Source organism: Helicobacter pylori, from assembly GCA_008032935.1.
Lineage (GTDB): Bacteria > Campylobacterota > Campylobacteria > Campylobacterales > Helicobacteraceae > Helicobacter > Helicobacter pylori_CX.
The window spans coordinates 398,810-413,810 of sequence record CP032039.1 but is presented as its reverse complement, the minus strand read 5'-3'; the positions used below and the strand labels follow the sequence as shown (position 1 = coordinate 413,810).

19 protein-coding genes and 1 pseudogene are annotated in these 15,001 nt (G+C 39.4%); 13 read left to right on the top strand and 7 right to left on the bottom strand.

Annotated elements, in window-relative coordinates:
• Positions 1 to 28 precede the first annotated feature (28 nt).
• Positions 29 to 808 carry a hypothetical protein gene (locus tag D2C78_02085; GenBank protein QEF35799.1) on the bottom strand — a complete coding sequence of 260 codons (780 nt, stop codon included), beginning with the start codon at positions 806 to 808 and terminating at the stop codon, positions 29 to 31.
• A gap of 120 nt (positions 809 to 928) precedes the next feature.
• On the opposite strand from D2C78_02085, the gene D2C78_02080 reads away from it, so the two are divergent.
• The 13 genes and pseudogenes from D2C78_02080 to D2C78_02020 all read left to right on the top strand — a co-directional run bounded on the left by D2C78_02080 (position 929) and on the right by D2C78_02020 (position 11,032).
• Entirely contained in the window at positions 929 to 1,420 is a 492-nt protein-coding gene (locus D2C78_02080; protein ID QEF34853.1) for a peptidylprolyl isomerase, read from the top strand.
• Between the two features lie 17 nt (positions 1,421 to 1,437).
• On the top strand, positions 1,438 to 1,668 hold the full coding sequence (locus tag D2C78_02075; GenBank protein QEF34852.1) for a carbon storage regulator: 231 nt from the start codon (positions 1,438 to 1,440) through the stop codon (positions 1,666 to 1,668).
• Positions 1,665 to 2,470: pseudogene (locus tag D2C78_02070) on the top strand (4-(cytidine 5'-diphospho)-2-C-methyl-D-erythritol kinase). Before D2C78_02075 ends, D2C78_02070 begins: the two are co-directional and overlap by 4 nt.
• On the top strand, positions 2,467 to 2,925 hold the full coding sequence (smpB, locus tag D2C78_02065) for an SsrA-binding protein (protein QEF34851.1): 459 nt from the start codon (positions 2,467 to 2,469) through the stop codon (positions 2,923 to 2,925). Before D2C78_02070 ends, smpB begins: the two are co-directional and overlap by 4 nt.
• Positions 2,926 to 2,927: 2 nt before the next feature.
• Positions 2,928 to 3,380: a TonB-system energizer ExbB gene (gene exbB, locus D2C78_02060; GenBank protein QEF34850.1), complete on the top strand. Its 453-nt coding sequence runs from the start codon at positions 2,928 to 2,930 to the stop codon at positions 3,378 to 3,380.
• A gap of 10 nt (positions 3,381 to 3,390) precedes the next feature.
• The gene (locus tag D2C78_02055; protein ID QEF34849.1) at positions 3,391 to 3,792 is read left to right on the top strand and encodes a biopolymer transporter ExbD; all 402 of its coding nucleotides are present in this window, start codon (positions 3,391 to 3,393) and stop codon (positions 3,790 to 3,792) included.
• Between the two features lie 71 nt (positions 3,793 to 3,863).
• Positions 3,864 to 3,998, top strand: a complete 135-nt coding sequence (gene rpmH / locus D2C78_02050; protein QEF34848.1) for a 50S ribosomal protein L34 — start codon at positions 3,864 to 3,866, stop codon at positions 3,996 to 3,998.
• Positions 3,958 to 4,443 carry a ribonuclease P protein component gene (gene rnpA / locus D2C78_02045; GenBank protein QEF34847.1) on the top strand — a complete coding sequence of 162 codons (486 nt, stop codon included), beginning with the start codon at positions 3,958 to 3,960 and terminating at the stop codon, positions 4,441 to 4,443. The genes rpmH and rnpA overlap by 41 nt, the downstream gene beginning before the upstream one ends.
• Positions 4,430 to 4,783 (top strand): membrane protein insertion efficiency factor YidD, encoded by a 354-nt coding sequence (gene yidD, locus D2C78_02040; GenBank protein ID QEF34846.1) that lies wholly within the window; start codon positions 4,430 to 4,432, stop codon positions 4,781 to 4,783. The genes rnpA and yidD overlap by 14 nt, the downstream gene beginning before the upstream one ends.
• Positions 4,784 to 4,788: 5 nt before the next feature.
• Positions 4,789 to 6,435: a membrane protein insertase YidC gene (gene yidC, locus D2C78_02035; GenBank protein ID QEF34845.1), complete on the top strand. Its 1,647-nt coding sequence runs from the start codon at positions 4,789 to 4,791 to the stop codon at positions 6,433 to 6,435.
• Positions 6,435 to 7,229, top strand: a complete 795-nt coding sequence (locus D2C78_02030; protein ID QEF34844.1) for a protein jag — start codon at positions 6,435 to 6,437, stop codon at positions 7,227 to 7,229. Before yidC ends, D2C78_02030 begins: the two co-directional genes overlap by 1 nt.
• Positions 7,189 to 8,574, top strand: a complete 1,386-nt coding sequence (gene mnmE / locus D2C78_02025; GenBank protein ID QEF34843.1) for a tRNA uridine-5-carboxymethylaminomethyl(34) synthesis GTPase MnmE — start codon at positions 7,189 to 7,191, stop codon at positions 8,572 to 8,574. Before D2C78_02030 ends, mnmE begins: the two co-directional genes overlap by 41 nt.
• A gap of 211 nt (positions 8,575 to 8,785) precedes the next feature.
• Complete coding sequence (locus tag D2C78_02020) at positions 8,786 to 11,032, top strand: outer membrane beta-barrel protein (protein ID QEF34842.1); 2,247 nt, start codon at positions 8,786 to 8,788, stop codon at positions 11,030 to 11,032.
• Positions 11,033 to 11,048: 16 nt separating this feature from the next.
• Here D2C78_02020 and D2C78_02015 read toward each other — a convergent pair whose 3' ends face one another.
• The 6 genes from D2C78_02015 to D2C78_01990 all read right to left on the bottom strand — a co-directional run bounded on the left by D2C78_02015 (position 11,049) and on the right by D2C78_01990 (position 14,979).
• Positions 11,049 to 11,243 carry a hypothetical protein gene (locus tag D2C78_02015; protein ID QEF34841.1) on the bottom strand — a complete coding sequence of 65 codons (195 nt, stop codon included), beginning with the start codon at positions 11,241 to 11,243 and terminating at the stop codon, positions 11,049 to 11,051.
• A 610-nt stretch (positions 11,244 to 11,853) separates the two neighbouring features.
• Positions 11,854 to 12,765: a hypothetical protein gene (locus tag D2C78_02010; GenBank protein ID QEF34840.1), complete on the bottom strand. Its 912-nt coding sequence runs from the start codon at positions 12,763 to 12,765 to the stop codon at positions 11,854 to 11,856.
• 9 nt (positions 12,766 to 12,774) lie between these two features.
• Positions 12,775 to 13,116 carry a hypothetical protein gene (locus D2C78_02005; protein QEF34839.1) on the bottom strand — a complete coding sequence of 114 codons (342 nt, stop codon included), beginning with the start codon at positions 13,114 to 13,116 and terminating at the stop codon, positions 12,775 to 12,777.
• Between the two features lie 7 nt (positions 13,117 to 13,123).
• The gene (locus D2C78_02000; protein QEF34838.1) at positions 13,124 to 13,651 is read right to left on the bottom strand and encodes a hypothetical protein; all 528 of its coding nucleotides are present in this window, start codon (positions 13,649 to 13,651) and stop codon (positions 13,124 to 13,126) included.
• 23 nt (positions 13,652 to 13,674) lie between these two features.
• On the bottom strand, positions 13,675 to 14,307 hold the full coding sequence (lpoB, locus tag D2C78_01995; protein ID QEF34837.1) for a penicillin-binding protein activator LpoB: 633 nt from the start codon (positions 14,305 to 14,307) through the stop codon (positions 13,675 to 13,677).
• Between the two features lie 357 nt (positions 14,308 to 14,664).
• Entirely contained in the window at positions 14,665 to 14,979 is a 315-nt protein-coding gene (locus D2C78_01990; protein QEF34836.1) for a thioredoxin, read from the bottom strand.
• Between the last annotated feature and the right edge of the window lie 22 nt (positions 14,980 to 15,001).

Sequence of the window (15,001 nt, the reverse complement as noted above, 5' to 3'; positions counted from 1 at the left end):
TCATAGAAAGCTTAAGGTTTGCTTAAATTTAGGGAATGTTTTGAAAAATATTTTGATTTTTTAGAGCGTTTAAAAATTGCACGATCTTTTCTTTAGGGATAATCACCAAACTTTCTTGGTTTTCTAAAGTGCTGCTAGCCATTCCCATAAACTCCCCCACTTCGCTAAAATAAGGCCTCCCTCCCCACAACACGCTCCCCTTCTTAAAAGAAGCATCAAGCGAAAGAAACTTTTTAGATTTCAAAAGTTCAGCCACAGAAATATCCGTTATCTGTATGGAAAAAGAATTCCCCTCATTCAACGCCGGGTAGTAGAGATCAGAATTGGGTGTTTTTTGATTGGTGTAAGGATTTGAATGGAAAGTTTGAGCGTATTTGGTGTAAATCCTTGCATGATAATAGCTCTCTTCTCTTTTATGGCAATAATCGTCTCTAAAATCGGCGGTTTTTAAAAGCGAAAGCCCTTGATTCCTATCCATCGCTTCAAGGCGTAGGCTGGCTATACAAATCAGCTCTTTAGCGCTGCTGTCTTGCATTTTGGCTAAAATCGTTTTAGGGTATAAGCCGTTAGAATAAAGCGTTTCAGAAGAAGCGATATAACGCCCGTTTTTGAGCAAAGTCGCATAGCCTTCTTTATAAGTCCCATCGCTAAAATACACTTTCAATAACGCAACAGAATAAACCCATGCAGGGAGCGTTGGATCAAGAGGCGGATCGTCTCTAGTAATCTGAATGTTATTAGCGTTCATCATGCATGACAATAAAACGATACAACAACCCACCGCCAATCTTTTATGCCAAAACGCCATCATCAAACTTACCGCTTAAATTTCAAAAGTACCCTACAACACTATCGGCCAAAATACCATTTGTTTTAATTTGTTGCTATAATAGATCATTTGAATGACAAAAGCTTATCGCAAAGGTTTATGATGGATCCAATTAAAACTTATGAAATTAAAGAAGAAGAGCTTGCAAAAACCGCTTACGCCACGATCAAAACCAATAAAGGCAATATCACTTTAGAGCTTTTTTACAAAGACGCGCCCCAAGCGGTGAGTAACTTTGTAGCTCTGGCTAAAGAGGGTTTTTATGATGGGCTTAGCTTCCATCGTGTGATCGCCGGCTTTGTGGCTCAAGGAGGCTGCCCTTATGGCACAGGCACAGGCGGGCCAGGACACCGCATTAAATGCGAAGTGGCTCATAACCCCAACAAGCACAAAAGAGGCTCGCTCTCTATGGCGCATGCCGGAAGAGATACAGGGGGGAGTCAATTTTTCTTGTGTTTTGTGGATTTGCCCCATTTAGATGGCGAGCACACCGTATTTGGCAAAATCAAAAACGCAGAAAGCCTTAATGTCTTGGATAAAATCAAACAAGGCGATATTATAGAGAGCGTTGTGTTTAGCCCTTCTCTATAAGGAACAAGAGATTAGACATGCTCATACTCAGCCGCAAAGTTAATGAGGGGATTGTCATTGATGATAACATCCACATTAAAGTCATTTCCATAGATAGAGGGAGTGTGCGTTTAGGGTTTGAAGCACCTGAAAGCACCCTTATTTTGCGCGCTGAACTCAAAGAGGCTATTGTGAGCGAAAACCAAAAAGCTTCTGCGTGCGTAGATGAAAGCTTGTTAGAAAACATCAAAAAGGTCATTAAGCCTTGATGCATGTTTTTGAAGTTTATCCTAAAGTCAATATTTTTTTAAAAATTCTTCACAAAGAAGGGGCTTGCCATAAGCTCATTTCTCGCATGTGCTTAGTCAAAGATAAGCTAAAGGATATTATCAGCGTCAAAAGCGCACTTTCTTTTTCGTTAAAAGGGGATTTTGACTGCCCTTTAGAAGAAAACTCGCTCTTTAAAGCCCTCCAAATTTTAAAGAATTTTTTAAAATCAAAAAATTCCTCTCATTCTGCCATCAAATCCCTAGACACCCTAGCGATTGAAGTGGAAAAAAACATCCCCACTCAAGCCGGACTAGGCGGTGGGAGCGCTGATGCTGGGGGCTATTGTATCATTTAAATCACATTTTTGACTGGCGTTTGAGTTTAAAAGAGCTTTATAGCATGGGATCTTTAGTGGGCACGGACACCAATTTTTTCATCTCGCAATACAAAAGCGCTAACGCTACTTCTTATGGCGAAGTCATTGAAAATTTTGAAGAAGAGCCTTTAGAAAATCGCCTAGAAATCTATGCTCCAACTCATGTTTTTTGCAGCACTAAAGCCGTTTATCAAGCTTATAAACCTAAAACTTGTTTTTCTCAAGCTAAAGAATGGCTTAAAAAACCGAGTTTAGAATGCCTAAAAACTTGCGACCGAAGCGAACTAAATGATCTTTTAAAACCGGCTTTACTCACTAACCAAGCTTTAAGAAGTATAGAAAGCGAACTAGGCAAGGAGTGGTTTTTTAGCGGGAGCGGGAGCGCGTTTTTTAGGCTAAAGCCTGCTCAAGGGGGGCTAGATTGAAACTCATTGCCAGCAACAAAAAAGCCTATTTTGACTATGAGATTTTGGAAACTTTAGAAGCGGGATTAGCGCTTTTAGGCTCTGAAGTGAAGGCTTTGAGGCAAACTAGGGTGAATTTAAAAGATAATTTTGTTAAAATAATCAAAGGAGAAGCTTTTTTATTTGGTGTTCATATATCATATTTAGATACAATCCATGCGTATTATAAGCCCAATGAAAGGCGAGAGCGTAAGTTGCTTTTACACAAAAAGCAATTATTGAAATGGCAAATGGAAGCGTCTAAAGAACGCTTGAGTATCGTAGGATTGAAATTGTATTTTAACCAAAAGAATAGAGCTAAAATCCAAATTGCTTTAGTGAAAGGAAAAAGATTGCACGACAAAAGACAAAGTCTCAAAGAAAAAGCACTCAATAAAGAAATTCTTACCGATTTAAAACACCACTTTAAAGGATAATAATGAAAGAAATGGTAGATTATGGGATCATAGGGTTTTTGATCTTCTTATCCGTCATCGTTATAGCGATCGCAATAGAAAGGTTGTGGTTTTTTGCCACTCTTCGTGTAGATGACTACACAGACAGGCGCAAGTTAGAATTAGCCTTACACAAACGACTGACTTTAGTGGCCACGATTGGCTCAAACGCCCCCTATATCGGTCTTTTAGGGACGGTTATGGGGATCATGCTCACTTTTATGGATTTAGGATCCGCTTCTGGCATTGACACTAAAGCGATCATGACTAATTTAGCCCTTGCTTTAAAAGCGACTGGCATGGGGTTATTGGTAGCGATCCCTGCGATTGTGATTTATAATTTGCTCGTGAGAAAAAGCGAGATTTTGGTTACCAAATGGGATATTTTCCACCACCCGGTTGACACGCAATCCCATGAGATTTATAACAAAGCCTAAGGATTGAGCGGTGAAAAAAGTAGAATCCATGAATGTGGTGCCTTTCATTGACATCATGCTTGTGTTGTTAGTGATCGTGCTTACAACGGCGTCTTTTGTGCAAACTTCAAAGCTCCCTATTAGCATTCCCCAAGTGGATAAAGACAGCACTGATTCTAAAGACGTGTTGGACAAAAAACAAGTTACGATCGCCATTTCTAATAAGGGTTCTTTTTATTTTGACGATAAAGAAATCAGCTTTGAAAATTTAAAACACAAGGTTTCCACTTTGGCTAAAGACACCCCTATTGTCTTGCAAGGCGATAAGAAAAGCAATTTGGATAACTTTATCAAAGTGGTGGATTTATTGCAAACGAACAATCTGAAGCAACTTTACATTCTTGTTGAAGATAAAAAGAATCAAAAAAATTAGTTTTAGTCAATTTTTAGCATTCTTTAGCTAAAATCTGTGTTTATGTTTAATTTTTATCAAGGGAGTTTTAAATGAAACGCACTTACCAACCACACAACACACCAAGAAAGCGAACCCATGGCTTTCTTGTGAGAATGAAAACCAAAAACGGGCGCAAGGTGATTAATGCCAGACGAGCTAAGGGCAGAAAAAAGCTTTCCGTCTAAACCCTATGACTCTTTAAAAAACAAGAGTGAGTTTGACAGGGTTTATCAAAAGGGGTTTAAAAAACATAACCCTTTTTTTTCGCTCTTTGTTTTGGATTTGTCAAAAGATCCGCCAAAAGGAAAAGAGGGTTTTAAAGATCCGCTCTTTTGTAGGCTTAAAGACAAAAAAACGCTTTATTTATTAGGCTTGAGCGTGTCCAAAAAAGTCGGCAACGCCGTGAAACGAAACCTTATCAAACGCCGTTTGCGTTCGCTTACATCAAAGCATGCCGCTCTTTGTCAAGGGCTTGCTTTGGTGTTTGTGCCTAGAAGCGATTGTTACCATTTAGATTTTTGGGCTTTAGAAAAACATTTTTTAGAAATGCTAACTTCCATTAAAAACTATATGAACAAAGCCTTAAAAGACTTGAAAAAAGGAATAACTCATACCTATGCGAAACAATAAAACGCCTTTTTTGAGCGCGATTTTTACGGCATCAATTAGGGGTTACCAACGCTTTTTTTCGGCTTTCACCCCTTCAAGCTGCCGGTTTTACCCCACTTGCTCCAACTACGCTCTGTGGTTGCTCTCTTTTGAAAGCCCTTTGAGCGCTGTGGGTAAAATCGCTATAAGGATACTCTCATGCAACCCTTTTTGCTCTGGCGGCATTGCTTACCCTACTACTCGCTTGAAACGCCCTAGTTTGCTCCAATCTCATAAAGATTTTAACCGCAATTTTAAAACCATCACTTTTTGGCTCATTCCCACAAAAAGCCGCACAACTTACTACATCATTAAGGTTTAATCACAATGGATAGAAACAACAATAATAATCTCCGCTTGATTTTAGCGATCGCTCTGTCTTTCTTGTTTATCGCTCTTTATAGCTATTTTTTCCAAAAACCAAACAAAACAACAACCCAAACCACAAAGCAAGAAACAACCAACAACCACACAACAACAAGTCCTAACGCGCCCAACGCCCAACATTTTAGCACTACTCAAACAACCCCACAAGAGAATTTGTTAAGCACGATTTCTTTTGAGCATGCCAAAATTGAAATTGATTCTTTAGGGCGCATCAAACAGGTTTATCTCAAGGATAAAAAGTATCTAGCCCCTAAACAAAAGGGCTTTTTAGAGCATGTGGGCCATCTTTTTAGCTCCAAAGAAAACGCGCAACCCCCCCTAAAAGAGCTCCCCCTCTTAGCAGCCGATAAACTCAAGCCTTTAGAAGTGCGTTTTTTAGACCCCACGCTCAATAACAAAGCGTTCAACACCCCTTATAGCGCTTCAAAAACCACTCTTGGGCCTAATGAACAGCTTGTTTTAACCCAAGATTTAGGCGCTCTTACTATCATTAAAACCCTGACTTTCTATGATGATTTGCATTATGATTTAAAAATCGCATTCAAATCGCCCAATAACCTTATCCCTAGCTATGTGATCACCAATGGTTACAGGCCGGTGGCTGATTTGGACAGCTACACCTTTTCAGGCGTGCTTTTAGAAAATAACGACAAAAAAATTGAAAAAATTGAAGATAAAGACGCTAAAGAGATCAAACGCTTTTCTAACACCCTCTTTTTATCCAGCGTGGATAGGTATTTCACCACCTTGCTTTTCACTAAAGATCCTCAAGGTTTTGAAGCCTTAATCGATTCAGAAATCGGCACTAAAAACCCCTTAGGGTTCATTTCCCTTAAAAATGAAGCGGATTTGCATGGCTATATTGGCCCTAAAGATTACCGCTCTTTGAAAGCGATTTCACCCATGCTCACAGATGCGATAGAGTATGGCTTGATCACTTTCTTTGCTAAAGGCGTGTTTGTTTTACTGGATTATTTGTATCAATTTGTGGGCAATTGGGGTTGGGCTATCATTCTTTTAACGATTATCGTGCGCATCATCCTTTATCCTTTAAGCTATAAGGGCATGGTGAGCATGCAAAAGCTCAAAGAATTAGCCCCTAAAATGAAAGAACTCCAAGAAAAATACAAGGGCGAACCCCAAAAATTGCAAGCCCACATGATGCAGCTTTACAAAAAACATGGGGCCAACCCGCTAGGGGGTTGTCTGCCCTTAATCTTACAAATCCCGGTGTTTTTTGCGATTTATAGGGTGCTTTATAACGCTGTGGAATTGAAAAGCTCAGAGTGGATCTTATGGATTCATGACTTATCCATCATGGATCCGTATTTTATTTTACCGCTTCTTATGGGAGCGTCTATGTATTGGCACCAAAGCGTTACGCCAAACACCATGACCGATCCCATGCAAGCGAAGATTTTTAAATTCTTGCCCCTATTGTTCACGCTTTTTTTAATCACTTTCCCTGCAGGGTTAGTCTTGTATTGGACCACGAACAACATCCTTTCGGTGTTGCAACAACTCATCATCAATAAAGTCTTAGAGAATAAAAAACGAGCCCATGCGCAAAACAAAAAGGAACATTGATGCAAAATCCTATTGAAATCAAAGCCAAAACCTTAGAAGAGGCTCTCATTCAAGCTTCTATCGCCTTGAATTGCCCCATCATTAATTTGCAATATGAAGTCATTCAAACGCCATCTAAAGGGTTTTTAAGCATCGGTAAAAAAGAAGCCATTATTTTAGCGAGCGTTAAAGAAAGCGTTAAAGAGGTTAAAGAAGAAAGCGTTAAAGAAATTGACACGAAAGGAATCCATCAAAGCGCAGAAGAAAAAAAACAAAACTTAGAAACAGAAACGCCGCAAGAAGAAAGAATCACCCCTAAACCCCCTAAAAAAAACCTTAAAGAAGAATCTCATAATGGAGACAAACTCCATGAAATTAAGCAAGAATTGAAAGACTTATTCTCCCACTTGCCCTATAAAATCAACAAAGTGGAAGTCAGTCTTTATGAACCGGGGGTTTTATTGATCGATATTGATGGCGAAGACTCCGCTCTTTTGATTGGCGAAAAGGGTTATCGCTACAAAGCCCTTTCTTACTTGCTTTTTAACTGGATCCACCCTGCTTATGGCTATAGCATCCGCTTAGAAATCTCCACTTTTTTACAAAACCAAGAAAAGGTTATGGAAACGCAACTCCAAAGCGTGATCATGACCGTGCATGAAGTGGGTAAGGGGCAGATGAAAGCCCCTGATGGCGTTTTAACCTATATCGCTTTAAAGAAATTACGAAAAGCGTTCCCTAATAAATATGTTTCCATTAAAACCAATTTAAACGATGAAAAATACATCGTCATCAACGACTTTAACAATGAATGACACCATCGCCGCTATCGCTACCCCTTTAGGCAAGGGAGCGATTAGCATCATTAAAATCAGCGGCCATAACGCTCTAAACGTCCTCAAACAACTCACCCAAAAACAAGACTTCACCCCCAGATACGCTTACGTGTGCGATATTTTTTCTAATGGCGTTTTATTAGACAAAGCGTTAGTGATTTATTTCAAAGCCCCTTATAGTTTCACCGGCGAAGATGTGTGCGAAATCCAATGCCATGGAAGCCCCCTTTTAGCGCAAAATATCCTTCAAGCTTGCTTGAATTTAGGGGCTAGGCTCGCTAAAGCGGGGGAATTCAGTAAAAAAGCCTTTTTAAACCATAAAATGGATTTGAGCGAGATTGAAGCGAGCGTTCAACTCATCCTTTGTGAAGATGAAAGCGTTTTAAACGCTCTAGCCAGGCAGCTTAAGGGCGAGTTAAAAATCTTTATTGAAGAGGCCAGGAATAATCTTTTAAAGCTTTTGGCGAGCTCAGAAGTTTTGATTGATTATAGCGAAGAAGACATTCCTAGCGATTTTTTAAAGGAAGTGTCTTTTAATTTAGAAAAACAAATCGCCTCTTTTAAGGATTTGTTAGATTTTTCTAATACGCAAAAACAAAGGAATAAGGGGCATGCTTTAAGCATTGTTGGCAAACCCAATGCCGGCAAAAGTTCTTTATTAAACGCCATGCTGTTAGAAGAAAGGGCTTTAGTGAGCGATATTAAAGGCACAACAAGAGACACCATAGAAGAAGTCATTGAATTACAAGGGCATAAGGTGCGCTTGATTGACACGGCCGGTATTAGAGAGAGCGCGGATAAAATAGAGCGTTTAGGGATTGAAAAAAGCCTTAAAAGTTTAGAAAATTGCGACATTATTTTAGGCGTGTTCGATCTTTCTAAACCCCTAGAAAAAGAAGATTTTACTATCATTGACGCCCTTAATCGCGCTAAAAAGCCTTGCATTGTTGTTTTGAATAAAAACGATCTAGCCCCTAAACTAGAGCTTGAAATCTTAAAATCTTATCTTAAAATCCCTTATTCTATCCTAGAAACTAACACCCTAAATTCCAAGGCTTGTTTGAAAGATTTGAGCCAAAAAATCAGTGGGTTTTTCCCCAAACTAGACACCCAAAACAAGCTCTTGCTCACTTCCCTAGCCCAAACAACCGCCCTAGAAAACGCCATTACTGAATTGCAAAACGCTAAAAGCCATTTAGACACTTTGGAGCTTTTTTCTTATCATATTTTAAGCGCGATAGAAAACTTGAACTTGCTCACCCGCCCTTATGAAACCAGCCAAATGCTTGATAGCATGTTCAGCGAATTTTGCTTGGGCAAATGAAATCGCTTAAAAAATGGATTAAAACCCTTTTTAGCGCTGCTTTTTAAGACTTTTTTACCCATTAGCGCCGTTTAATACCCGTATTTGCAAAAAACCATACTGCCATTTTTCAAAAAAAAAAAAAAAAGGTAAAATGAGCTAGTTTAAAATGTATGCATACCTATAAGCTATTTTTGAGTAAAAATGTTAAAAAAGACAATAAGGAGATTTTATGTTAAAACTCGCTAGCAAAACGATTTGTTTGTCCCTAATCGGATCATTCACCGCTGTAGAAGCCTTTCAAAAACACCAAAAAGACGGCTTTTTTATAGAAGCCGGCTTTGAAACCGGGCTATTACAAGGCACACAAACCCAAGAACAAACCATAGCCACCACTCAAGAAAAACCCAAACCCAAACCAAAGCCAAAGCCCAAACCCATTACCCCTCAAAGCACCTATGGGAAATACTACATCTCCCAAAGCACCATTTTAAAGAATGCGACTGAGTTGTTTGCAGAGGACAATATCACCAACTTAACCTTTTATTCTTTAACCCCTGTGTATGTAACCGCTTATAACCAAGAAAGCGCTGAAGAAGCAGGCTATGGTGATAGCAGCTTGATTATGATACAAAACTTCTTGCCTTATAATTTAAACAACATTGAGCTGAGTTATACAGACAATCAAGGCAATGTAGTCAGTTTGGGCGTGATAGAGACTATCCCTAAACAATCTCAAATCATTCTGCCCGCAAGCTTGTTTAACGATCCGCAACTTAACGCTGATGGCTTCCAACAGCTCCAAACTGCCACCACAAAATTTTCTGATTCCAGCACGCAGAATCTGTTTGATAAGCTCAGTAGGGTTACAACCAATCTTCAAATGACTTATATCAATTACAACCAATTTTCTAGCGGTAACGGCAGTGGTTCTAAACCCCCATGCCCTCCATATGAAAATCAAGAAAACTGCACGGCTAAAGTGCCGTCTTTCACCTCTCAAGACGCTAAAAATTTGACCAATTTAATGCTGAACATGATGGCGGTGTTTGATTCTAAATCTTGGGAAGATGCCGTTAAAAACGCTCCCTTTCAGTTTAGCGACAACAACCTGTCAAAACCATGTTATTCTGATTATTCTACATGCGTGAATCCTTACAACGATGGGCTTGTTGATCCTAAATTGATCGCTAAAAATAAAGGAGATGAATACAATATAGAAAACGGGCAAACAGGATCAGTGATATTAACGCCGCAAGACGTTATCTATAGCTATAGAGTTACGAATAATCTTTATGTGAATCTCTTGCCCCCAAGAGGAGGGGATTTAGGGTTAGGGTCTCAATATGGCGGCCCGAATGGCCCAGGCGATGATGGCACCAATTTTGGCGCTTTAGGGATATTGTCTCCTTTCTTAGACCCTGAAATACTCTTTGGCAAAGAATTGAATAAAGTCGCCATCATGCAATTAAGAGACATTATCCATGAATACGGCCATACTTTAGGCTATACGCATAACGGAAACATGACTTATCAAAGGGTGCGCATGTGTGAAGAAAACAATGGGCCAGAAGAGCGCTGTAAGGGCGGGAAGATAGAGCAAGTGAATGGACAAGAAGTGCAAGTGTTTGACAACGGGAAAGAAGTGCGAGATACCGATGGCTCTACCTATGATGTGTGTTCTCGTTTTGGCGGCCAAAATCAGTCCGCTTTCCCTAGCAGTTACCCCAATTCCATTTATACTGATTGCTCTCAAGTCCCCGCCGGGCTTATAGGCGTTACTAGCACTGTTTGGCAACAACTCATTGATCAAAACGCCCTACCGGTGGATTACACTAACTTGAGCAGCCAAACCAACTATTTAAACGCTAGTTTGAACACGCAAGATTTTGCGACCACTATGCTTAGCGCGATCAGTCAAAGCCTTTCATCTTCTAAATCTAGCGCCACCACCTATCGCACTTCAAAAACCTCACGACCCTTTGGAGCCCCCCTATTAGGCGTTAATCTTAAAATGGGCTATCAAAAATACTTTAATGATTACTTAGGGTTGTCTTCTTATGGCATTATCAAATACAACTACGCTCAAGCCAATAACGAAAAAATCCAACAATTAAGCTATGGCGTGGGAATGGATGTGTTGTTTGATTTTATCACCAATTACACCAACGAAAAGAACCCTAAAAACAATCTAACTAAGAGGGTTTTCACTTCCTCTCTTGGGGTGTTTGGGGGGTTAAGGGGCTTATACAACAGCTATTATTTGTTGAATCAATACAAAGGGAGCGGTAATTTAAATGTGACCGGTGGGTTGAATTACCGCTACAAGCATTCTAAATATTCTATAGGCATTAGCGTTCCTTTGGTTCAGTTGAAATCTAGAGTCGTTTCTAGCGATGGCACAACTACCAATTCTATCACCTTGAATGAAGGGGGCAGCCATTTTAAAGTGTTTTTCAACTATGGGTGGATTTTCTAGGGGTTAAAAATATTCTTTAACCCTCTATTGACTCTAAAACGCTCTTTTTAGGCTCTCTTGTAGGCGTTTTTAGTTCTGTTTTGCGCGTGAGCGTTAGCGTTATAGATCGCTCTTTTTGCTCTCGCATCGCTTGCGTGATTTCTTTAAGCTTACTGAAGCTTTTTTCTGTCTCATTGTTTATCTCATGTTTTTGTTCTCCTTTCGCATTCAAACGCCCCTTTTTAGGCGTTTGTTTGGTTTAAAATTGTGTTAGCTTTTAAAAAAGTTTGTTAGTTTGTGGGGCAAAAAGACAGACCCTAGCTTGGGGGTTTGAAAGCCCAAAGTCATTGGGTTTTTTCAAACAATCTCGCTTGTATAGGCTCGTGAAGCACCCAAACGCTAAAGCGATTGGGCTTCCTAGGCTGATGTTGGGGGAAAGTTTGGTTCTCACTCTGTGCCCCTAATCATAGGGATTTTACAGAGTTTGATCTCCAACGCATTCCCTACAGGTCTCACACATCATATCTATAAAGGCGTAACTTTGTGCACTTCCTACGCTAGATACAAATGTATGGGGGTATTATACTACAAAGATGTTTGGGATTTCTGCTTGGGTGGTTTTAAAAAGATTTTAGTTTTTGTTAATTTTAGTTTTTAGCGGGTGTGGTTTTAGAGGAGTTTGTGGGATAAAGAGTATTGAATGATGTTTTAGTTTATTTGGCGAGAACAAAAGCCACAAACCTTTAGAGGGTTTATTTTATGGGTGCGAAAACGCCACGCTAAACAAAATAATGACGCTATAAAACTGAATGAATAAGCATAAAGCAAGATTAATACCTTGCTTATAACCCCGTATTGCCCTGCCCTTCTTTATTGGCATAATCTTTTAATTCTTTATAAAGCAAAGATTGCAAGCGCGTGATAGCAAAATTCTTATTCTTTTCATCCACTTCAAGGCTTCTATTCAATACGGGCGTGCCTTGACAATCGCTCGCGCTAACAACCACTCTAATGCGTGTGGTGCCATTAGCGCTGTCTGTGAAAACTTCATTTTTGATTTGATAGAGTTTTTCTTCATCGCTAGGGGTTAGCACTCTAGCATAAGCGCTTATGAGAGCGTTTTTAATCTCTGTATCGCTGTTGTTATCAAAAGTGATTTGCACTTTAGGTTTGAAAGCGTTTTGATAATAGATTTTTTCATAATTTTCTAACGAACCCACCGGGACAGAATACGCTTTTAAAATCCTTTCTATAGGCATCGCTTTAGCCAATAAATCCCCCATGCTTTTAGATTGCTGTAAAAAAACCCCTTTACAAACCTTAGGCATTAAGGTGGAAAACCGCCCATAAAGAGCGTTATACTTATCCCTTAAACCCTGCAAAAACAAGTTTTGATTAATCCTTACTCTGGTGTAGTAGATCCCTTTTTGTGCTTCTTGATTGACAATTTCTACATTATTCAATTCCAAGTCATCGGTTTTTAAGTTAATCGTTTGCGAATCACTGGATTTTAACTTATTGTCCACACGACTTTTTTGGATATGGATTTGTGAATTAACCACCACGCTAATAGACGCCACTAAATCCGCTAACGCTTTTTGTTTAGAAGCCTCTTTAGAAGTGGCTGAACCACTCCCATAAAGATAGCCTTTTTGGGTGTTTGTTTTGTTATAGGCCTTGCTATACCACTTAGGCTCCGCGCTTAAATTGGCACCCACAAAAGCCATAAGGCATGCAAGAATAATCTTTTTCATTATTAATCCTTACTCGTTCATTAAAGCGACATGCTTCTTAGTGATTCTTAGAAGCACATAAACTTTATCCGTATCAATAAAAGTGGCCTTTAGCTCACTAGCCTTAATCTCTATTTTATCCCCCTTGAAAACTTCCATCACTTTCTCTAAGGCGTTTTGTCTGGCTGAGGACAAGCTATAGTCCATATCTGAAAGCAATATATCGCTCATCCCGCACACTAAAATTTTTTCGTCTTTGGTTTGGGTCTTTTCAATCTGCACTTCTTTTGAGCAATCTTTTGCCCACTTAGGCAAGGACTTCCCCCACACAAACCCCAACACCAAAACAAGTGCAATAGCAAGGCGTTTCATTAAAACCCTACTTTTTAACCATGCCTAACTCTTCGCGCACTTTATCCACAATTTGCTTATCCAAGCCCACTAAAACAAAAACCCTATCTTTACCGACATAGCGGGCAAGCATTTTAGAAGCGATCAATTCCTTATCCACCAATTGAGAAATTTTTTCAGTATCAGTGCCGCTTATGGACCTTTTACCAGAAGCGTCTACCGTTCTGGTTTTTTCATTTTCCAAATCTTTTTGTAAAGTGGATTTTAGATTCGCCGCTAAATTAGCCCTAGCTTTCGCTGTAGCCTGATTCGTAGAATAATCCACATCATTATTAGTGATCAAATCCTCAGCCCTTCCTAAAAAGACCCCTGAATATTTTTCATACTTCGCCACTTTTTCTAAATCCCCTACTACCCAATCAGGAGCGCCTTTAGTCGCTTCTTTGTATGCCTTATTGCTTTTACTGATACCTGATTTTGGGGCATGGCTACAACCCACGATCACCATCGTTGCTATCACGCTCATTCCTAAAATTTTTTTAACTTGATTTTTCATCGTTCATCCTTTCAAATATAAATTTAAAACATACGCTTATTGCTAGCATTTTTCACAATAGGCTTGACATCGCTCCATACCTCTTCACCCGTTTTCCTATTGGTAAGGCTTAGGGTGAAGTCATAGTCTAAGCGCTGCCTAGAACTACTAATAGAGGCTGCGATACTGGATACTTTACCACTTAAAGATAAATCGGCGGCTTTTAAAGTGCCTTTTTCTACAGTGGTGTCTTGATTATACTCTTCGCTCTCTCGTTCTTTTTCGCGCTGTTTCACCATTCTGTTATCTGCTGCAATACCACTCCCTCCACTCGCCCTTGTGATATTGAACCTCCCATTAGATCGCAACCGCAACTGCCGCGCGATTTCGGTCGTCAAAAGATTCATGTCCAAATTGGGTTGCGTGGTGTCGTTAATCACATCTGAAACTTCAATCAAATGCTTGCCCTTGAGTTGCTCAAAATTAGGGTCGCTAAACATGGAATCTAACATCGCGTTAGCGGTTAGCAATAAATCCGTGCTGTTAATACTTGCAGTCGTATTTTTAGTGGCATCATTCACATTTTGATAAGTTGCCATTTCGCTTGAGCAACCCACCCACAATAAAGTACTCAAAATCACCGAGCTTATAATTTTTAATTTTGTTTTCAATACCATAGTGATAGAAACTCCCTATTCAAAATTTAAAACAGATACTTCCGTTCCTAATTTTAAACTTCTAATCTAAACACACAGTGTTTTTGCGGATTTTAGCATTTTATGCGTCTTTTTTTTCACATTTTACAAGTTCTAGCCCTACAAATTTCACACTGCAAGCATTAGTACCACAAATTCGCTCATTTTTAGCTTAATTAAAGAAACTTTTTTAACAAACATGCTGATTTAAAAACGATAAAAACGATTTTTTGAGATAAAGAAAGATAAAAACTATTTGAAGTTAGCCCCTTTATCAAAAAAAGGAGCTAAAAAAGATTCCTATGGGTTCTTTTTAACAACAAGGCTCTTTAACGCCCTTTATAAGAGCGTTTTAATCGCATCTTCAATCGGCTTTGAAGATCCGGGCTCTACAAGCCTTTCACCCACTTCTTTCCCGTTTTTGTAAAAAATCAAAGTGGGGATCTTGCGAATGCCTAAGCTCTCTTTTAAATCCTGGCTCTCATCAAAAGAAACCTTAAAAAATTCCACCTTGCCTTTGTAAGTTTTGGCTAAATTTTCCATAATCGGCTCAATCTTCCTACAATCTGGACACCAACTCGCCCCAACATTGACCACTACCGCTTGATGAGCGGTTTTTTCTGCGTAATTCTTCCCATTAATCACTTCTAACATGATAATCCTTATTTTTTATTTC

What these genes read in the sequence shown, in the direction of transcription:
- D2C78_02085 (QEF35799.1), bottom strand. Translation starts at nt 808, where the DNA reads ATGGCGTTTTGGCATAAAAGATTGGCGGTGGGTTGTTGTATCGTTTTA.
- D2C78_02080 (QEF34853.1), top strand. Translation starts at nt 929, where the DNA reads ATGATGGATCCAATTAAAACTTATGAAATTAAAGAAGAAGAGCTTGCA.
- D2C78_02075 (QEF34852.1), top strand. Translation starts at nt 1,438, where the DNA reads ATGCTCATACTCAGCCGCAAAGTTAATGAGGGGATTGTCATTGATGAT.
- exbB (QEF34850.1), top strand. Translation starts at nt 2,928, where the DNA reads ATGAAAGAAATGGTAGATTATGGGATCATAGGGTTTTTGATCTTCTTA.
- rpmH (QEF34848.1), top strand. Translation starts at nt 3,864, where the DNA reads ATGAAACGCACTTACCAACCACACAACACACCAAGAAAGCGAACCCAT.
- rnpA (QEF34847.1), top strand. Translation starts at nt 3,958, where the DNA reads ATGCCAGACGAGCTAAGGGCAGAAAAAAGCTTTCCGTCTAAACCCTAT.
- yidD (QEF34846.1), top strand. Translation starts at nt 4,430, where the DNA reads ATGCGAAACAATAAAACGCCTTTTTTGAGCGCGATTTTTACGGCATCA.
- yidC (QEF34845.1), top strand. Translation starts at nt 4,789, where the DNA reads ATGGATAGAAACAACAATAATAATCTCCGCTTGATTTTAGCGATCGCT.
- D2C78_02030 (QEF34844.1), top strand. Translation starts at nt 6,435, where the DNA reads ATGCAAAATCCTATTGAAATCAAAGCCAAAACCTTAGAAGAGGCTCTC.
- mnmE (QEF34843.1), top strand. Translation starts at nt 7,189, where the DNA reads ATGAAAAATACATCGTCATCAACGACTTTAACAATGAATGACACCATC.
- D2C78_02020 (QEF34842.1), top strand. Translation starts at nt 8,786, where the DNA reads ATGTTAAAACTCGCTAGCAAAACGATTTGTTTGTCCCTAATCGGATCA.
- D2C78_02010 (QEF34840.1), bottom strand. Translation starts at nt 12,765, where the DNA reads ATGAAAAAGATTATTCTTGCATGCCTTATGGCTTTTGTGGGTGCCAAT.
- D2C78_02005 (QEF34839.1), bottom strand. Translation starts at nt 13,116, where the DNA reads ATGAAACGCCTTGCTATTGCACTTGTTTTGGTGTTGGGGTTTGTGTGG.
- D2C78_02000 (QEF34838.1), bottom strand. Translation starts at nt 13,651, where the DNA reads ATGAAAAATCAAGTTAAAAAAATTTTAGGAATGAGCGTGATAGCAACG.
- lpoB (QEF34837.1), bottom strand. Translation starts at nt 14,307, where the DNA reads ATGGTATTGAAAACAAAATTAAAAATTATAAGCTCGGTGATTTTGAGT.
- D2C78_01990 (QEF34836.1), bottom strand. Translation starts at nt 14,979, where the DNA reads ATGTTAGAAGTGATTAATGGGAAGAATTACGCAGAAAAAACCGCTCAT.